This window comes from Dyadobacter sp. SRI_021 (genome assembly GCF_057586235.1).
Genome location: NZ_JBYCZM010000001.1, coordinates 19,833 through 39,211 on the forward strand (window position 1 = coordinate 19,833; position 19,379 = coordinate 39,211).

The window sequence follows — 19,379 nt, forward strand, 5'->3', positions numbered from 1 at the left end:
AAAATGGTACAACCTGACGACTTTTTATTTGCCGATGTTGAAAAGGTAAACCGGATACCGATCGTCAGAACCGTGCTGGAAGTAATATGCCGCTCGACGGGTATGGGGTTTGCCGGCGTGGCGCGTGTGACAGAAGACCGTTGGGTCGCGTGCAGCGTGCAGGACGAAACAGGCTTCGGGCTGAAACCTGGCGACGAACTAGAAATCGGAACGACGATCTGCAACGAAATCCGCGACAGCGGGCAAGCCGTGGTGATCGATCATGTGGATGAAAATGAATTCTATGCCGGGCACCCTACGCCCCGGATTTATGGTTTCAAAAGCTATATTTCCCTTCCGATCAGGTTAAAGAGCGGGGAGTTTTTCGGGACACTTTTTGCCATCGACCCCAAGCCGAACCAATTGCAAAACCCGCGTGTGATCGGGATGTTTCACCTTTTTGCCGAACTACTGGCCTTTCACCTCGATAGCCTCTCGCTCATGGAGCGCACGCGCACTGCCATGCACGACCTGGCCGCCCAGCTGCTTGTATCGGACGACGAAAACAGGCAATACCGCCATATTTCGAGCCATAATTTGCAGGAACCGCTTCGCAAGCTGCGGGTTTTCAGTGACATGCTGGTGAATGCCACCGATCGCCATGAAGCTGAAAAGGTTAAGGAACTGGCTGTAAAGATCCGCAGCAGCGCCCGGCAATTTTCGATGATGATCAAGGACTTATCCGACTTCTCCGGACTGAACAGCAGCCATGCATTTGCGCATATCGACCTGGATCACGTGCTGGCCGACGTAACCACGCAACTGATGCCGCAGATCGAACGGCGGAACGTTATCGTCGAAACCGACCGCCTGCCTTCCATCATGGCTGTCCCGGAGCAAATGGAGCAGCTCTTTTTTCAGTTGCTCGACAATGCGGTCAAGTTCGCAGGCCACGAAAACCCGCCGCGCATCCGCATTACCGGCCGTGAACTTGCACTGCACGAAATCGATGATCTGCTGCCCGAACCGCTGCAAATGGCTTACCTGGAAATCAGGATAGCGGATAATGGCATCGGAATAGAGGATTCCCAACTGGAAAAAGTGTTCGATACTTTCGCCCGCCTGCCTACCGGCTCATTCAGGCAGGGCGAGGGCGTTGGGCTGGCCTATTGCCGCAAAATCGTGCGGAACCACAAGGGTGTCATCAAAGCAGAAGTCAGTCCCGGAAAGGGCACGACATTTGTAATACTATTGCCATTATCCTATTAACCCATCGGGTCAATTATGAGAATCGCTACTTACAACGTCAATGGGGTCAACGGCAGATTGCCTGTGCTGCTGCGCTGGCTGGCAGAAACCGCGCCCGATATTGTCTGTTTGCAGGAATTGAAGGCACCGCAGGAGAAATTTCCGGAGCAGGCAATTCTGGATGCCGGTTACAAGGCGATCTGGCACGGACAAAAAAGCTGGAACGGTGTAGCAATCCTTTCCAGGAATGAACTTCCCCGTGAAATTCGTCGCACGCTCCCGGGTGACCCGGAAGATGTCCATAGCCGCTACATCGAGGCTGAGATCGGCGGATTGACGATCGGCGGCTTATACCTGCCGAACGGCAACCCGGCCCCAGGCCCGAAATTCGACTACAAACTGCGCTGGTTCGATCGGCTCCATACGCATGCAGAAAGCCTCCTGGCAGCAGATAAGCCTGTACTGCTCACCGGCGACTTCAATGTAATGCCCACCGAGCTGGACGTTTACAAGCCCGAAAGCTGGGTCGACGATGCACTTTTCCGCCCCGAAACCCGTGCGGCATTTGCCAAACTGACCGCTCAGGGCTGGACCGACGCGATCCGGACATTATACCCCAATGAAAAGATCTACACCTTCTGGGATTACTTCCGGAATGCTTTCGCGCGCAACGCCGGCCTGCGCATCGACCACTTCCTGCTCAGCCCGCATCTCGTACCCAGGCTCACAGGCGCGGGTGTGGACAAGCAGGTGCGTGGCTGGGAAAAAACCAGCGACCACGCGCCGGTGTGGATCGAATTGAAAGACTGAAAATTTCAAAAAAACATATATGAAAAAACCTGTAACCCTCTTTGTCCTCCTGGCTGCGTGCTCCTATTCCGCACATTCACAGGCACAAAAAGTATTCAAGATCAAAGCAGGCGAGTACCCCGACAAAGTGATACCCTATGCCGACCGCTATCAACTCAGCCAATTTACAACCGGCAAAGCGGAATTTATCGACGGACGTACTTCTACGGCACGTTTCAACTACAATTACGTCGGCGGACATATTCTTTTTCTCGACGCGAAGCTGGATACGCTGGAAATCATCGACCAGGCAATCCTGAAAAACATTACGATCGGCGAAAAATCCTACCGGTTCGACAAACGCTTCGGATACGCTGAGGTATTAAGCACTTACGGTCGGGCCGCACTGGGTAAACGGGAAGTGCTTGCCAGGATAGGCACCGAGAAAGGCGGGCCCTACGGTATTTCCTACACCGCGTCGTCCGTCACGACCTTCCGTTCCTATTCCAGCGACCAGGCCCAAACCTCCAAAAAGCTCAATACCAATGCAGAAGGTGTATTCACCTACCGCACAGCCCATTATCTGATCGACAACAACAACCGCTTCTATGTCCCTACCACCGGAAGCATCAAAAAACTCTACCCGGCTCACAGGAAGCAGATTGACCAGTACCTCCGGGAAAAGCCGGTTGACTTCGCTAAGGAAGCAGATCTGACGCGGCTGCTTGCTTACTGTGATACATTGATAAAGTAACTATGCCGCAACACTCGGGGAGCTCTCTTGTGTCTATTCGTGTACAAACTTAAACCGCTGATCTATGAGAAAGCTCCTGCCTATTATCATCCTTTTCCTGGTATTCGGCTGCTGGCCTCCTGGTATGGACCCCGACAGAAAGGACGGCAAATTCCTTTCGGACGTCGTTAATCTGGAAGAATTTAATTCTGAGTACGACGATTACAATTCCTCTTTGCCACTTAACAAGCACGGGGATGCATATCTTGTATTTTCTTCGAAACGAGACAGGAAAGACCTCTTAAATCTCGTACACACACGTGCCTATATGGATTATAGCAAGCGATTGAGTCTTAAAAAAGGTTTAAAGCCGACGGTCGGTGTATATTCCCGTGACATTTACAGTGATGTCGGGCAGCTGGTAGACAAGGCAAATGGTAATTTCAATGTGTACGGTCCCAGGCTGATTTCACTTCGTAACGACCTCACCTCTTTTGGCGATGCGGAGGACGATTTGTTTCTGTTCTATGCCGACGATTCCTCGGGTAAAATGGACATTAAATATGCCAAACGCGGCACCTCCGGGGCTGAGCCTGTTAACTATCTCAATTCGCCGGCAAATGACGCCTACCCTAGCTTTTCCTGGATGGGCGACCGCCTGTACTTTTGCTCCGACCGCGGTGGCAACTTCGATATTTACGAAGTGAAAATCCCCCGCAAGGAAACAGAGCACATTACGATAGAAAGCCTCGTAGCACCCGCCCAATACGAGCTGAGAAAAGTCGAAGAGCTTTCCGGCCCGTACAACGACAAATGCCCCTACGTCCAGGACGATATGATGGTTTTCGTTTCCGATCGCCCCGGCGGACAGGGAGGTGAAGACATCTATTATTCCGAATACAAAGACGGCAAATGGTCGGCGCCGATCAATGCCGGACCTCGGATCAATTCGTCCTACAACGAGTACCGTCCTGTCCTTCCCCGTTTGTCGAATTTCAACTACTGGCTGATGCTCTTCTCATCGAACCGCCCGGGTGGCAAAGGAGGATATGACCTATACATGACCGGTCTCAAACGCTTCTGGTAATTCGGATAACAACGACAAGCAATTGCCGTAAAAAGCCGCCATCGCTGCCTGTTGCCAGCGGGGCGGCTTTTTACTTTTATCACGTTGTCATCCAACATAGTCGGAATGTTGAAATTATTTCGCAAATAAATACCACACCAGTGACGATTTCTTGTAGTAAGATTTCAATTTGATATTAGAAGTAATTTCTCGTATTATAATTTACGTATATTTCGCCATGAACCGGACGATATCAGTTAAAACCATCCGTAATTCTCCTGACCCCGCCAGCTACCGCCCTTAACCTGAGCTGATTTATAGAGACTTACTAAAAAGAACTACGTTATGAAAAACCTGGAAATGATCGGTATAGGCCCGATGGAGCGACCGGATGTGGCACTGGCACTGGCGCTCTCAGAAGCCGGAGCTTTCCCAGTAATCCACCTTGGACGAGATCAACAAATCGCTACGAACGCCCTGGGGAAAATGGCTGCCAAAAGCAAAAAGACATTTGGTGTATGTTATTCTGAAAATAGCCCGCTGACGATCACCTTACCCGAACAAGTTAAACTAGTAATTCTACCATATGGTCTGACTTTTCCTAATCCTTCAAATTCTATCCAGGTCATTTTCCAGGTCCACAGCGTAGCCGAAGCAAGAGAGGCAAAAGCAAGCGGTGCAGCGGGCATCATCGCCAAAGGCAATGAAGGGGCCGGTCTGGTGAGCAACGATTCGTCCTTCATTCTGTTTCAACGTATAATGAAGGAGGTTAGCGGTATCCCGGTTTGGGTACAAGGCGGAATAGGCGTCCACAACGCAGCGGCGATTATCGCTCTCGGCGGGCGCGGCGTGGTGCTCGACAGCCAGCTGCTACCTTTCCCGGAATGTTCTGCACCAGCTTCGCTTAAAACGATCAGCGAGAAACTGAACGGCAACGAAACCCGCGTGATCGACTGCTTCCGCGTGCTGGTCCGCCCCAACTCCCCCGCATTACCCGCGCAACCTGTTCGCGGAGATCTGTACCCGTTCCTGCACACACTCGACCTCGACCAGGGTTATATCCCCATGGGACAGGACATTGCCATCGGCACCGACCTTTTTAAACAATACAAGAAGCTTCCGCGACTCGTATTTGCCATCAAAGAGGCCATGTACGGCCATCTGCGGCAAGCCAAACACCTTAATCCGCTGGCGGCGCACAACGCGCTGGCACAAACACTCGGCACACACTACCCTATTGCACAAGGCCCGATGACGCGCGTCAGCGACGTACCTGCGTTCGCCGCAGCCGTCGCCGAAGCCGGCGCGTTACCTTTTGTGGCATTATCGCTCCTGAAAGGCGAAAAGGCCCGCAACCTGATCCGCGAAACCCGCGACCTCGCCGGCGACAAGCCCTGGGGTGTAGGTATCCTCGGTTTTGCAGACGCCGAGCTTCGCGAAGAACAATTAGGCTATATTACCGAAGAGAAGCCGCCCGTCGTGCTCATCGCCGGTGGCCGTCCGTCACAAGCCAAACCACTGGAAAAGCTGGGTATCAAAACATTCCTGCACGTGCCTTCGGCTCCTTTACTTGATATGTTCCTCAAAGAAGGTGCCAAACGGTTCATTTTCGAGGGACGCGAGTGTGGTGGTCACGTGGGACCGCTTTCGAGTTTTGTACTTTGGGAAAAACAGATCAACAGGCTTTTGCAGGAAGAGCAGACCGAGCAACTCGAAGTCTTCTTCGCCGGAGGAATCCATGACGCATTTTCAGCCGCGATGATCTCCGTCATGGCCGCCCCGTTGACTGCCCGCGGCGTCAAAGTCGGCGTTTTGATGGGTACCGCTTATTTGTATACGCAGGAAGCCGTCGCTACGGGCGCTATTCTGCCGCAATTCCAGGCGCAGGCGCTGGCACACACCGAAACCGTCCTGCTCGAAACTGCTCCCGGCCATGAAACCCGTTGCCTGGAATCGCCTTTCGCAGCCGATTTTAATGCGGAAAAAGAGAGAATGGAGCAGGCCGGTCTGGATAAAAAAGAGATCTGGGCAGCGCTCGAAAAGCTCAATGTAGGCCGGCTTCGTATTGCCGCCAAAGGAATTGAGCGCCAGGCCGACAACCTGGTCAAAATAGGAGAAGAAGAGCAAATGAGCCGCGGTATGTACATGATCGGACAGGCTGCTGCGATGCTCGACAAAATAATGACGATGAATGAGTTGCACGAAAATGTTGCAACCGGCAATTACGCATATATCGACCAGGCAAATCTGCCCAAGCCGCCGAGAAGGAAAAAGAAGGCATTGAATGTCGCGATCGTCGGAATGGCCTGTATTTATCCCGGCGCACGCAATATCGAAGAATTCTGGGGTAATATCCTGGCTGGCAAAGACTGGGTGACTGAAGTTCCCGACGACCGCTGGAACAAGGCGTTGTACTACGACCCTACCGTTTCCGACGGCAGCAAATCCCATTCGAAATGGGGCGGTTTTATTCCAAAAATCGATTTCGACCCGGTAGAATTCGGCATCCCGCCGCAATCGCTGGCGGCGATCGACCCTACCCAGCTGCTGAGCTTGCTCGTCGCGAAGCAGGCCCTGGAAAATGCAGGGTACGGTGCGGATGCGAACCGCGATAACGTGTCGGTGATCATCGGTGCGGAAGGCGGTAACGACCTGGCCAACAACTATGGTTTTCGCTCGCTTTTCACTCAGTTTTTCGGAGAAATCCCCAAAGAACTCGACGACGCATTGCCCAAACTGACGGAAGATTCGTTCCCCGGCGTGCTGGCGAACGTCATTTCCGGCCGCATTACCAACCGCCTGAACCTTGGCGGACGCAATTATACTGTTGACGCAGCCTGTGCCTCGTCGTTGGCCGCCATTGATCTGGCTTGCCAGGAACTGATCCTGGGCCGTTCCGAAATGGTCCTGGCCGGCGGCGCCGACCTGCACAACGGTATCAACGACTACCTGATGTTTTCCAGCACGCACGCGCTCTCACGCAAAGGCCGCTGCGCCACATTCGACTCCGAAGCCGATGGTATCGCGCTGGGTGAAGGTGTAGCGATGGTAGTGCTGAAACGCGAAGAGGATGCATTGCGCGATGGCGACACCATTTACGCCGTCATCAAAGGCGTGGGCGGTTCCAGCGACGGCAAGAGCCTGGGTCTCACTGCCCCGCGTAAATCGGGCCAGGTGAAGGCATTGGAACGTGCTTACGACCAGGCGGGTATTTCGCCGGCCGAACTAGGCTTGGTGGAAGCGCACGGCACTGGGACGGTAGTAGGCGACAAAACAGAGCTCAGCGCATTGACCGAAATGATGCTGGCCTCCGGCGCATTGACCAATCAGACGCATTTAGGGTCAGTTAAAACACAAATAGGCCATACCAAATGCGCCGCGGGTCTCGCCGGTCTCATAAAGGCTGCATTGGCAGTGTACCACGGGATCAAGCCACCGACCATTAACCTGAAAACGCCAAACACTTACTATAATCCGGAAACGAGTCCGTTCGCATTCCAAACCAGGCCCGCGCTCTGGACCGACGACCGCCGGGTTGCGGGGATCAGCGCATTCGGTTTCGGAGGGACTAACTTCCATGCTGTGATCGAAAGCGCTTCTGCTAAAAAACCGCGTAAATCGGTAAAGGCCTGGCCTGCTGAAATGCTGGTTTTCCGCGGGGAAATGCTTGCGGAAACGGAAAAACTTTTGAAGGCTGCGCATGATATCCTGGAAAATGAATCGGTTTCTCTGCGGGATGTGGCGAATAGCTTGAACTTGCATAGTGAAAAGCCCGTGCAGATTTGTATTGTGGCTGAAAACCATGCGGATGCGCAGGTCAAGCTGAATGCGGCGCTCTCTTATGCCAGGCAGAGCCTGGCGGCATCGGGGCGGGGCACGAAGGAGACCTTCGCGCCAACCAGTAAGGAGACCTTCGCGCCAGCCGGTTCGGGAGCGAAGGGTATTTACTATACTAATACGACCCCGGGTAAGGTAGCATTCATGTTCCCGGGCCAGGGTAGCCAGCGCGTGGATATGGCGCGCGACTTGTTCGTTGCATTTCCCGCGATGCGGAAGTTGTTGAAGAAACATCCTTCTTACCAGCAGATCATTTTCCCCGACGCTGTTTTCGACGAGCAATCGGCGAAGGCGCAGAAGGAGAAAATCAAGGATACCCGGCTGGCACAACCGTTGCTGGGCGTAGTTGATCTGGCGATAGCAGAATTGCTTAGAGAATTTGGCATACAACCTGATATGGTTGCCGGACATAGCTACGGCGAATTGCCTGCCCTGTGTTTCGCAGGCGTATTTGAAGCCAACCAGCTTGTTCCGCTCAGCGAAAAACGGGCAAAATCTATACTCGACGCGATCGGCGACGATAATGGCGCGATGGTGGCCGTAAACTGCCCAGAAGACGAACTGACGCGCATTGTATCGGAGATCAACCACATTTACCCGGTGAACCACAATTCACCGCGCCAATGGGTACTCGCAGGCACCACGCCGGCAATTGCGGAACTAACCGCGAAACTGACCGAACTGAAAATTTCCTTCCGCCAGCTGGAAGTAGCCTGTGCATTCCACAGCCCGCTTTTGGCAGGTTCGAAAGACCTTTACACAGCGGTATTGAATGAGGTAGCGTTCAGCGAACCTACCCTCACCGTGTGGTCGAATACCACCGCGGCGCCCTATCCCACCTCGCCCGAAGCCATCAAGGAACGCCTGGCCGATCACCTTGTGCGGCCGGTCCGTTTTTCGGAAGAAGTTACACAGATGTACGAAGACGGTGCCCGCGTTTTCGTGGAAGTTGGCCCGGGGAAAGTGCTTACCGGCCTTACCAAATCGATTTTGGGCAAAGAAGAAATTTGTCTCCACACCGAAGACAAAGACCAGCAGGGTATTGTGCAACTACTGCACACCCTGGCTGGCTATGTCGCCACCGGCAGAAATATTGATTTTAACAAACTATTCGAGGACCGCGACGCATGCGTACTGGATCTCGACAAGCCCGAACAGTACCGCAAAAGCATCACGACCTGGCTCGTAGATGGCCAGATGGCTCTTCCCCTGAACGGCAAACTACCCGACCACGGCGCATTACCGGTGACCGCGCCATTGAAACTGGCCGCATTTCAGCAACCTGCCGTCGCCGCCACGGCGGGTAGTAACGAGGCAGAACGCGTCGTTCACGAATATCTTAATAGTGTTAAATACCTCATCCAGGCACAGCGCGACGTGGTACTGGGCTACCTCGGCCAGTCGGTGCCACCTTCAAGGAATATCGAAATTTACGAGCCTCCATTGAGCGGGCTCGCTGCCAATGCGCCTGCTCCTGTACCCATTGTAATTGAGAAAGCCGCAAGGGAAGCACAGCCGGTCGCAACCCATACACCGACCAGAGCGGTTATCGATGTAAAAGCGTTGGTTATGCAGGTTATCAGTGATAAAACCGGTTATCCGCAGGAAATGCTCGGCATGGACATGGACCTGGAAGCCGACCTGAGCATTGATTCCATCAAACGCATGGAGATCATCGGTGAACTGCGCAGGCAGCTGGGCGGTTTCGAAGCCGGGCAGGAAAGCGAAGAAACGGTGATTGAACAGCTGGCAGCCATTAAAACGCTGAATTTGCTGATCAATTGGATTAACGAACATCAGCAACACCCTGCTGTGGCAACCGCGCAGGCAGAAGCTAATGTGCCGTTGAGCAAGCTCTCGGTGACGCAGGACGGGATTATCGAAGAATGGCCGGAAAGTCGTATTAAATCGGTGCTGCTGGAGGCGGTGAGCGCCAAAACCGGCTACCCGCAGGAAATGCTCGGCATGGATATGGACCTGGAAGCTGACCTGAGCATCGACTCGATCAAGCGCATGGAGATCATCGGTGAATTGAAAAACAATATCGACGGGCTGATCCAGATCTATCAGGAGCGTGGCGAGGAACTCGTTGAAAAACTGGCCTCCATTAAAACGCTCAACGGGTTGATCGAATGGCTGTCCGAGGCGTTGGGAGGCGCACAGGATTCCATTCAAAAAGCAGAAAGTTTGAATGTTCCTCCAGTTCCTAAGGCCGCATTGAACGAAAAACTATCACGCCTCCGCTTTGAGCTTACACCTTCGGCGATCCCGCCGCTGAATCCCGCGGTACTGAAAGGCAAACGGTTCGCAGTTACCGACGATGCGGGTGAGGTAGCGGCAGCTGTAAAAACGCTTTTCGAACGGAATGGCGCGGAAGTAGGCATCATTTCACCTGATGATTCGTTGCAAGGTTTCGATGGTTTGATCATCCTCAACATTTTCACTTCCCGCTTGAAACCAACCATTATCGAATCGTTCTCGCTGATTAAAAAACTGGATTTCAGCAAGGTAAAGTGGATTTACACCATCTCCGACACGCAAAGCGCGCTCGATAAGGACACCGACGTGAAGCTCCTTCGCCATTTCCAGGGCTATGCGGGCCTTTTGAAGAGTCTTGACAAAGAATATGAAGAGACCAAATGCCGGCTCGTGAGCTTTACCTCCCAACTTTCGGCAGGTAAAATCGCGGAGATTACGCTAACGGAAATCCTGCATACCGACGAACCTTGCGAGGTGATTTACGAAGGCGATAAGCGGCAGATCATGGAAATGATCCGCTCCGAAATCCAGACCGGCTCCGATCCGGACATTCACCTGGACAGAGAATCGGTGATACTCGCACTCGGTGGCGCGCAAGGCATTACAGCCGAACTGATCGTACGGTTTTCGAAAGATTATCCCTGCAATTATGTACTCGTAGGCCGCTCAGCCGACCCGCGCTCCCGTGCAGACCAGTCGCTGGCGGGTTTGAAAAACAAGGAGGAAATCCGCAAACGCCTCATCGCTTCCGGCGAGTTGAAAACCCCGGCGGAAATCGAGAAGAAGACGGAAGAAATCCATAAAGCGAACCAGATCCTGGGCACCATTTCGGCCCTCGAAGCCAATGGCTCGACGGTAACCTATCATTCCATGGATCTGCGCGATGAAAAAGCGCTGATCGCGATGGTGGAAGGTTTGTACAATCAATATGGCCGGATCGACGGCGTGATCCACGGGGCGGGCTTGCTCGAAGACAAGCTGTTCCATCAGAAAACGCCGGAATCCTTCGAGCGGGTGATGTCCACCAAAGTAACGCCGCTGCGTGTTTTGGCCGAGCATTTGAAAGATGATGTGCAATTCGTGACCCTGTTTTCGAGCGTCGCGTCGGTGTACGGCAGCCGTGGGCAAACCGACTATGCCGCCGCCAACAGCGTGCTCGATAAGTATGCCTGGGAACTGCGCAAGAAGATCAAAGGCAAGGTGACAGCCATTAACTGGGGCCCGTGGAAAGGCACTGGCATGGTGTCGCCATCACTCGAAAGAGAATACGAGCGCCGCGGAATCCCGCTGATCCCGCTCGGCGATGGCATGGAAACATTTGTCAATGAACTGAAATACGGTACCGAAAGCCAGGTACTGATCATGGCCGAATAGTGAGCTAGACGCATTGAACAACATCATGAAAAGAAATGCAGATATAGCCATTATCGGGATGTCGGGTATTTTCCCCGGGGCGGGCGATCTGAACGCCTTCTGGGAAAATATCCGTAGCGGTGTGGACGCCATCGAAACAGTGCCGGAAAGCCGGATGGGCAGCCTGTTTTTTCAGGAAAATGAACAGACATCCGCGGCTGTGGACCGGTTTTACTGCCGCCGTGGCGGATTTATAGACAATTACGCTGAATTCGATCCGATTCAGTTCGGCATCTTACCGCTTGCCGTCGAAGGCACGGAACCTGAGCAGTTGCTTACATTAAGCCTCGCACATAAGGCATTGTTGGATGCCCGCGCATTCAGCGACGGCTGCCGCAGCAACGGCTGCCGCAGCAACGGCGCTAATTTTGCCAAAACAGGCATTATAATAGGTAAGGGCAACTACACAGGCCCGGGCGCTACGCGCGCGATCGAGATCGTGCGTACCGGGCAGCAGATCGTGGAAGTACTGCAAAGCATTTTGCCCGACCTCAAAAGCGAAGATTTAGAAAGGATCAAAAGCGAATTTCAGCAGAAAAAAGGACGTTTTTCGGCGGATACTGCCATGGGATTGATCCCCAACCTAACCGCCTCGCTGGTAGCCAACCGCCTCGACCTGGGTGGCACCGCCTACACACTGGACGCCGCCTGTGCGAGCTCGCTGCTCGCGATCGACCACGCCGTGCAGGAGCTGAACTCCGGTCGGGCCGATATGATGATCGCCGGCGGCGTGCATGCCTGCCAGAATGCGCCTTTCTGGAGCATTTTCCACCAGCTGGGCGCATTGTCCAAAAACCAGCAAATCAGGCCTTTCGACCAACGCGCCGACGGGCTATTGATCGGTGAGGGTTGTGGTTTTGTGGTATTAAAAAGACTTTCCGACGCGATTGCCAACGGCGACCGCATTTATGCTGTGGTCCAGGGCGTGGGCGTATCGAGCGATGGCGCAGGCGCGAGCGTCATGAGCCCCACCGTGCACGGGCAGGTGAAAGCCATCCGTCAGGCATGGGAGATGGCCGGCGTCAGCACCGACCAGATCGGCTACCTCGAAGCACACGGCACCGGCACGCCGCTCGGCGATAAAACGGAGCTGGAAACGCTGGCGACCGTGTTCGGGAATGCGGGTGCCAAGGTGGGTATCGGGTCTGTGAAATCAATGATCGGGCATGCGATGCCTGCGGCCGGTATTGCGGGCGTTATCAAGACTGTTCTTGCATTATATCATGGACAGCTGCCTCCTACCCTGCATTGCGAAGAGCCGGTCGAAGCATTGGCCTATACGCGTTTTGAACCTGTAAAACAACTTACCGACTGGCAGCAATCGGGTTTGCCGCGTTACGCGGGCGTAAATGCTTTCGGCTTTGGCGGGATTAATGCGCATATTGTCCTGGAAGGATGGGACAAAAGTCCTAAAAAAAGCACAAGTAATGTTGTAAATGGTAGCGCAAATGTCGCCGTTCGCGACGAAGTTTTACTTCTCGCGCGCCCCACACACGAAGCGTTGCTCACGGCATTGGAAGCGGGCGACAAAGAAACCGGCTCGGGCAATTACCGGGTAGCCATCTTCGAACCGACGTCCGAGCGCATTGCCAAGGCCATTAAAATAGTTGCCAAAAATAACGTCTGGCGCAACAAGCAGGACATTTGGTACACCAATGGACCTTTGCTCGCCAACGGTGGCAAAACCGCATTCCTCTTCCCCGGCCTCGACGGCCTCGCGGGCGGTGAGATAGACAGCGTGGCGGATTATTTCAATCTGCCCAGATTTGAAGCGAACGAAACCAGCGAAGAGCAATCGGTTTTCAATACGGCCATGAAACTGCTTGAAAAAAGCAGGATACTCGATTCGGCGATTAAGAAACTGGGTGTAAAATCCGACATGAATGCAGGCCACAGCCTGGGCGAATGGCTTGCGGGCCGCTCTTCCGGGTTGGCATCGGAAGCATCGGTTTTACAATTGCTTACCCGGCTGAACCCCGAACTTTTTGAAGTAAAAAACACCAAATTCCTCGCGGTAGGTTGTGGGTATGACCAGCTGAAACCGTGGCTGGAAGACAAGCAGGATATCTATTTGTCCATCGACAACTGTCCGCAGCAGGTAATCCTATGCGGTACCATCGGGGCGGTCGAAGATTTCTCGGCCATCTTGCGTGCGCATCAAATCTTCCATCAACAGCTACCGTTCCAGTCCGGCTTCCACTCACCCTTTGTGAAGGATAAGCTGGACCGGATCCTGGACGGCCTCGAAACCATGGAGTTCCAACCGACCACTATTCCGCTCTGGTCGGCCACTACCCTGGATATTTACCCCGAGTCATACGACGAAATCCGCTCGCTGAGCGTGGAGCACCTGGTGAAACCCGTGCGCTTCCGTGAGCTGATCGACAAGCTGTATGCTGAGGACGTACGCATGTTCATACAGGTCGGTTCCGGCGGGCTGGTAGGGTTCGTGGACGATACGCTGAAAGGCAAGCCATACAGCGCCATCGCCTCGAATGTACCGATCAGGGGCGGCTTGCAACAATTGCAGCGTGTAATGGCGGCATTGTTTGTAGAGGGCAAAAATATCGACCTCGCATTCATGGGGATCGAGACGCAGCAAAATCCGCATCGCAAACCGATGAAGCTTCAACTCGGCTCACCTTTCGTGACTGAGCTGGATTCATTGAAGAAAATTACATTTAGCCAGCCGAAAAAAGAACTGGCACTGGACGATGTGGCGCACCCGGTAATGAAGGCATTATCGGCGAATATGGACGAAATTGCCCTGGTGCAGGCCGAACTCGCGGGGCTGTTCCGCAACCAGTCGGCCGCAGCGCCTGTTGCCCGAACTACCGTTCAACCGTCAGCACGACCAGTAGTTCAGCCCGACGCTTTTAAGCCGCTCATACAAGACATGCGGCCACCCTTCAAAAAGCAGCTCGACATTTCGCTCCAAAACAGTCCCTGGCTGATCGACCATTCGCTCCTCAAACAAAAGCCCAACTGGCACTGCGTGGAGGATATGGACCCGGTGATCCCAATGACGATGATCTTCGAGGTGTTCGGCGACATCGCCCGAGAGCAGGCGCCCGGACTGCGCGTGCAAAAGATCTTGGCCATTAAGGTATTTCAATGGATGAATGTGGTGGAACCCTTCCGCGAGACCGTCACCGGCGAGTGGAAAAGTCCCAACCGTGTTTACCTCGACCTGGACAAATATGCCAATGCCGAAGTACAACTTTCGGAAACGAAAGGCACGCCCGAAACAAATGGTTATGATATCGGCGAGTCGCTCGGCATTACCATTACGCCAGAGCAGATCTACCGGGAAAATATGTTCCACGGCCCTGCCTACCAGGGAATCCGGGAAGTAGTGAGTGTGGCTCAAAACGGCATTACCGGCCTTATTTCCGGTGATGCTGGCAAAGGCTCGCTGCTGGATAATGCAGGGCAACTCTTCGGCCTCTGGCTCCAACTCACACTGACGAAGGACCGCATTGCATTCCCGGTAAAAATCAACGAGGTGGAGTTTTATGGTGAGATGGAAGACCAGGCCGGCGTTTTCGAATGTACCTGCCGCCTTACCGAGCTCACCGACGAAACTGCCACCGCCGATTTCATCCTCAAACGCGACGGGAAAGTATGGTCGATCATCCGTGGCTGGCAGAACCGCCGTCTGGAAATCGACGAGAAGCTCTGGAATGTATCCATGGCACCGTTGCAGAACGTGCTGTCCGACGAAGTGGCGCCCGGGGTGTTCCTTTTCCGCAATGCCTACCAGCGCGTTGTTTCATGGGATTTTATTTTAAAAAGATATTTCAACCAACCCGAAAAACGGCACCAGCGTAGCCTGATACCCAACAAAAAGAAGGAATGGATGATCAGCCGGGTGGCCGCCAAAGATGCCACGCGTATGCTCCTGCTACGCTCGCGCAAGGAGGCGTACTTCCCGATCGAGTTTGAGATACGGTCGGATGAGGTCGGCAAACCGTTCCTCGACGGCCCGATGACGAGGGGCATCCACATTTCACTGGCACACAAGAACCTGGAAGCCGTGGCCATTGCCAGCGAAAAAGGTCCGGTAGGTATTGATATTGAGGAAATACAGCCAAGAAGCGCAGGTTTTACGGAAATCGTGTTCACCGCTGCCGAGCTGGCATTGCTCGACGGCCGCGACCAGGACGAATGGATGACGCGCTGCTGGGTAGCAAAGGAAGCATTCGGCAAAATGCTCGGTAAAGGCCTCATGGGCAATCCCCGGGCCTACCAGATTGAAGAGATCAACGGGGATGCATTGCGCATTCAGGATATATGGATCAATACTATCAAACATTTTAATTACATCATCGGATGGACCAACTGACACAAGACAAGCTGAGCAAAGAGGAGATTTTTGAAACCCTGAACCAATTCATCACCGAGGTGATCGGCGAGGAATTTGTGGAGGAGATGGATATTACGCCTGCCAGTTCATTTACCAAAGACCTTGAAATGGACAGCATCGAAATCGTAGCATTCTCGGAAAAAGTCAAAAATCATTTCGGATCGAATATCGATTTCACCGGCTGGCTGTCGAATATGGATTTGGATGAAATTATCCAGCTGAAACTCGAAGACATCATCACTTATATTCAGGAATGCCAGTAGTCAGCCTGCCGAATGTCCGCCTGCACGTGCAGGAACTGAACCCCGAGGGCGCGGAGACGATCATCATGGTGCACGGGATGTTCAGTAACCTCGCCGTGTATTATTTCAATATCGCTCCCATACTCGCGAAGCATTTCCGCGTGGTGCTGTTCGATATGAAGGGTCACGGCATGAGCGAAAAAGTACCAACCGGCTACGACCTCACTTCAATGACCGACGACCTCCGCGACCTGATGGACATCCTCGGCATCGAAAAGGCGCACCTGGCCGGTTATAGCTACGGCGGATTGGTAGCCTTGAAAATGGCAACCCGCTTTCCGGAGCGCGTAGGCAAACTGGCCATCATCGAAGGCCCCGACCCGAGCGAACAGGAAACGCTCACGATCATCGACACTTACAGCAAGGAGTTTTTGATCCATTACATCGAAAACTTTGCGGATACAACGCGCCTGCTTGCGGGTAAAAGACAATTGGAGAAGAACCACCGGATGTACGAGTTTCTGTTCAATGAAACTTCCATCCGGTCGGATATGGAGGGAGAAAAGGGCTTTTTCAGCGATCCTTTGGTAACAGCAATTCAGCACGAGACGCTATTGATTTATGGAGAAGATTCCAATTGCGTGCCTTCCGGCCGGACGTTGGCTAAGAGAATCCCGAACGCCTCGCTCGTACTGGCTCCCGGCGACCATAATGTGCCCGTACAGCAGCCGGAGGTAATAGGAAAGGAACTCGAGAAATTTCTCGAACCGTCCCCGTTGCCCGTCGCCCGAAATGCCCCGTCGCCATCGCCCGTCGGCTGAAGCCAACGGAAATAGATAAGAGAGAACGCAATCCACAACCCCGGACTTCAGTCCGGGGGAGGTACCATAAAGCAACAACGCTACGGCACCAAACCACCCGTCGGCTAAAGCCAACGGAAATAGATAAGAGATAACGCAATCCATAACCCCGGACTTCAGTCCGGGAACGGTACTAAAAAGCAACAACGCTACGGCACCAAACCACCCAAAAAGACCGATACGATACCGCAAGATGCCCAAATACACCTTTATCGTTCCGCCGCTAACCGGCCACATCAACCCGACGCTCAGCGTTGGCGCGGAGTTACTGGCGCTGGGCCACGAAGTGGCGTGGATCAGCCTCGACGAACAGTTACAGGAAAAACTGCCAACCGGCGGCCAGTTGCTCGTAATCCGCTACAACCAAGATGATTCCGAGAAGCAGGCCAACGCCGAATACCTCGATATTATCACCAAAAAGAACGTCTACGGCATCGAGAGCATTAAGTTTCTCTACGAAGAGGTGCTCGTGCCGCTCAACCGCTACATGTTCGACGGCATTATGCAGTTGCTCCAAAGCTGGCAGCCCGATGTTGTGATCAACGACCACCAGGTATTTGCCGGCGGTATGGCCGCGCATTTGCTCGATATTCCTTACGCGACGTCGGTAACCGCTCCGGCCGCCGTAAAAATGATGGAAGATTTGCCCAAAATTCATGAATGGGAGGTAAAGCAGATCATGGGATTGCAACAGGAACTTGGTATCGAAGGTGACAAATCACTCGCGACCTCCGAATTGCTGACGCTGGTATTTACTTCGAGGGAATTTTTTGGAGAAATGGAGTTGCCGGAATATTACCGTTTCCCCGGCCCGGTGATCAGCAACCGTATTGCCGACATTCCATTCGACTGGGAAAAATTAAAGGCTCAAACCGTTCCCAAAATCCTCATCTCCATAGGCACCACATTCGATCACCAGTTCAAGAAGGACTTCTTTGCCAAAGTGATTGAGGCATTCGGCGGCGAGGAGCTATTGGTAGTGGTGGTTTCCGACGAAACGCTGTTCGAATCGTGGCCTGCCAATTTTCTGGTAAAACATCGCATACCCCAACTCGAACTACTCCCTCACCTGGACGGCGTAGTGTGCCACGCAGGCCATAATACCGTCTCCGAAGCATTATCCAACGGAATACCGCTGGTGGTGATCCCGATCGCGTACGACCAGTCACACGTAGCCGGTCGCGTGGTCGCGAACAGGTGCGGGGTGAGGCTCAATTTCAACCGTTTTAAAGCCCCGCACCTCAAAACCGCGGTCAATGATATTTTAAATGATCCGGGCTACCGACTCGCAGCGCACCGTGTCCAGGCCTCTTTCGAGCAGGCGGGCGGCACCCGCACCGCGGCGCAGTGGCTCGATCAGATACCCGTTAAAGTCTTGCATAATGGCTAGATTCCTCTTTGTAGTACCCCCTTTTTTCGGACATATCAGTCCTACACTCAGCGTTGGAGCAAGCCTCCTCGCCAATGGGCATGACGTAGCATGGACGGGCCTCATCCCCCTGGCCGACAAGCACATTCCCGAGGGCGGCCGCTACATTCTTCCCGAAGAAGAGCTCGCGCCGCACCAGGAAGAAATCGCACGCATCCTGAAACGCCAGGACGACGGTCCGTCCCTCTCCGGCCCCGAAGTGATGAAACTTGCGTTGGAAGAAACCTATATTCCCTTTGCGCGCATTATGTTCCCGGGCGTATCGCGCGTGGCCGACGATTTCCAGCCGGATGTGATCGTGAATGACTGCATTACCTTCGCCGGAGCATTGGTGGCGCATCTCAAAGGCATCCCATGCGTGACCACCACACCCGTGCCGCCGGATGTGATGGGCGATACCGCCCTCTCCGCCCCGAAAATCTTCGAATGGCAACAGAACCTTATCAAAGGCCTGCAGCGCGAGCTCGACATTTATACCGACGAGTTTGTGATCCATTCCCATGAGATGAACATTGTGTTCACTTCCAAGGAGTTTGCCGGCTTCCCTGAGCCCGATCCGCACATGAAATTTGTGGGGCCGGTGAAAGGCAGGCCCAACGATACCCCGTTCGACTGGGAAAGGCTCGAAAAAGCTACTACGCCCAAAGTATTTGTATCGCTGGGCACCTTGCTGGTCGATATCCGCAAGGAATTTTTCATGAAACTGATCGAAGCATTCGGCAACGAGCCGATCACGATCGTGGCGGCCACCGATCCGTCGGTGATTGACGAATGGCCGGAGAACTTTATTGTACAAGGATTTGTGCCTCAGGCCGATATTATCCCAAAAATGGATGCGGTGATCTGCCACGGCGGGTTCAATACCGTGAACGACACGTTCATGAACGGCCTTCCGATGCTCATTACCCCTATTGCTTATGACCATTTTCACACCGCCGCTTTGATCGAAAATGCAGGCTGTGGGATCAAAGTCAGGTACAAGAGGCTGCGTGTGCCCGATGTAAAAAATGCGATGAAGGAACTGCTTGAAAATCCGCAATACCGCAACGCCGCGGAGCATATCCGCGACACGTTCAATGCCGCGGGCGGCAATGCCAGAGCCGTTTCATTACTCGAAGATTTCGCAATCGCCAACCGTGTAACCGAAACCGCGTAACC

At 53.5% G+C, this 19,379-nt stretch carries 10 protein-coding genes; all 10 read left to right on the plus strand.

Annotated features, from left to right (window positions below):
• Nucleotides 1-3: 3 nt before the first annotated feature.
• Nucleotides 4-1,248 (plus strand): ATP-binding protein, encoded by a 1,245-nt coding sequence (locus AC2YIT_RS00085; protein ID WP_487277848.1) that lies wholly within the window; start codon nt 4-6, stop codon nt 1,246-1,248.
• A 15-nt stretch (nt 1,249-1,263) separates the two neighbouring features.
• Nucleotides 1,264-2,037, plus strand: coding sequence for an exodeoxyribonuclease III (gene xth, locus AC2YIT_RS00090; protein WP_487277849.1), 774 nt, complete (start codon nt 1,264-1,266; stop codon nt 2,035-2,037).
• A 19-nt stretch (nt 2,038-2,056) separates the two neighbouring features.
• Nucleotides 2,057-2,770 (plus strand): hypothetical protein, encoded by a 714-nt coding sequence (locus AC2YIT_RS00095; RefSeq protein WP_487277850.1) that lies wholly within the window; start codon nt 2,057-2,059, stop codon nt 2,768-2,770.
• 64 nt (nt 2,771-2,834) lie between these two features.
• A complete protein-coding gene (locus AC2YIT_RS00100; protein ID WP_487277851.1) occupies nt 2,835-3,836 on the plus strand; it encodes a TolB family protein in 1,002 nt (333 codons plus the stop codon).
• 324 nt (nt 3,837-4,160) lie between these two features.
• Nucleotides 4,161-11,285, plus strand: a complete 7,125-nt coding sequence (locus tag AC2YIT_RS00105; protein WP_487277852.1) for an SDR family NAD(P)-dependent oxidoreductase — start codon at nt 4,161-4,163, stop codon at nt 11,283-11,285.
• Nucleotides 11,286-11,310: 25 nt separating this feature from the next.
• The gene (locus AC2YIT_RS00110) at nt 11,311-15,669 is read left to right on the plus strand and encodes a beta-ketoacyl synthase N-terminal-like domain-containing protein (protein ID WP_487277853.1); all 4,359 of its coding nucleotides are present in this window, start codon (nt 11,311-11,313) and stop codon (nt 15,667-15,669) included.
• A complete protein-coding gene (locus tag AC2YIT_RS00115) occupies nt 15,657-15,953 on the plus strand; it encodes a phosphopantetheine-binding protein (protein WP_430843535.1) in 297 nt (98 codons plus the stop codon). The genes AC2YIT_RS00110 and AC2YIT_RS00115 overlap by 13 nt, the downstream gene beginning before the upstream one ends.
• Nucleotides 15,944-16,753 (plus strand): alpha/beta fold hydrolase, encoded by an 810-nt coding sequence (locus AC2YIT_RS00120; RefSeq protein WP_430843534.1) that lies wholly within the window; start codon nt 15,944-15,946, stop codon nt 16,751-16,753. The genes AC2YIT_RS00115 and AC2YIT_RS00120 overlap by 10 nt, the downstream gene beginning before the upstream one ends.
• Nucleotides 16,754-16,985: 232 nt before the next feature.
• Entirely contained in the window at nt 16,986-18,182 is a 1,197-nt protein-coding gene (locus AC2YIT_RS00125) for a glycosyltransferase (RefSeq protein WP_430843533.1), read from the plus strand.
• A complete protein-coding gene (locus tag AC2YIT_RS00130) occupies nt 18,175-19,377 on the plus strand; it encodes a glycosyltransferase (protein ID WP_487277854.1) in 1,203 nt (400 codons plus the stop codon). Before AC2YIT_RS00125 ends, AC2YIT_RS00130 begins: the two co-directional genes overlap by 8 nt.
• Nucleotides 19,378-19,379 lie beyond the last annotated feature (2 nt).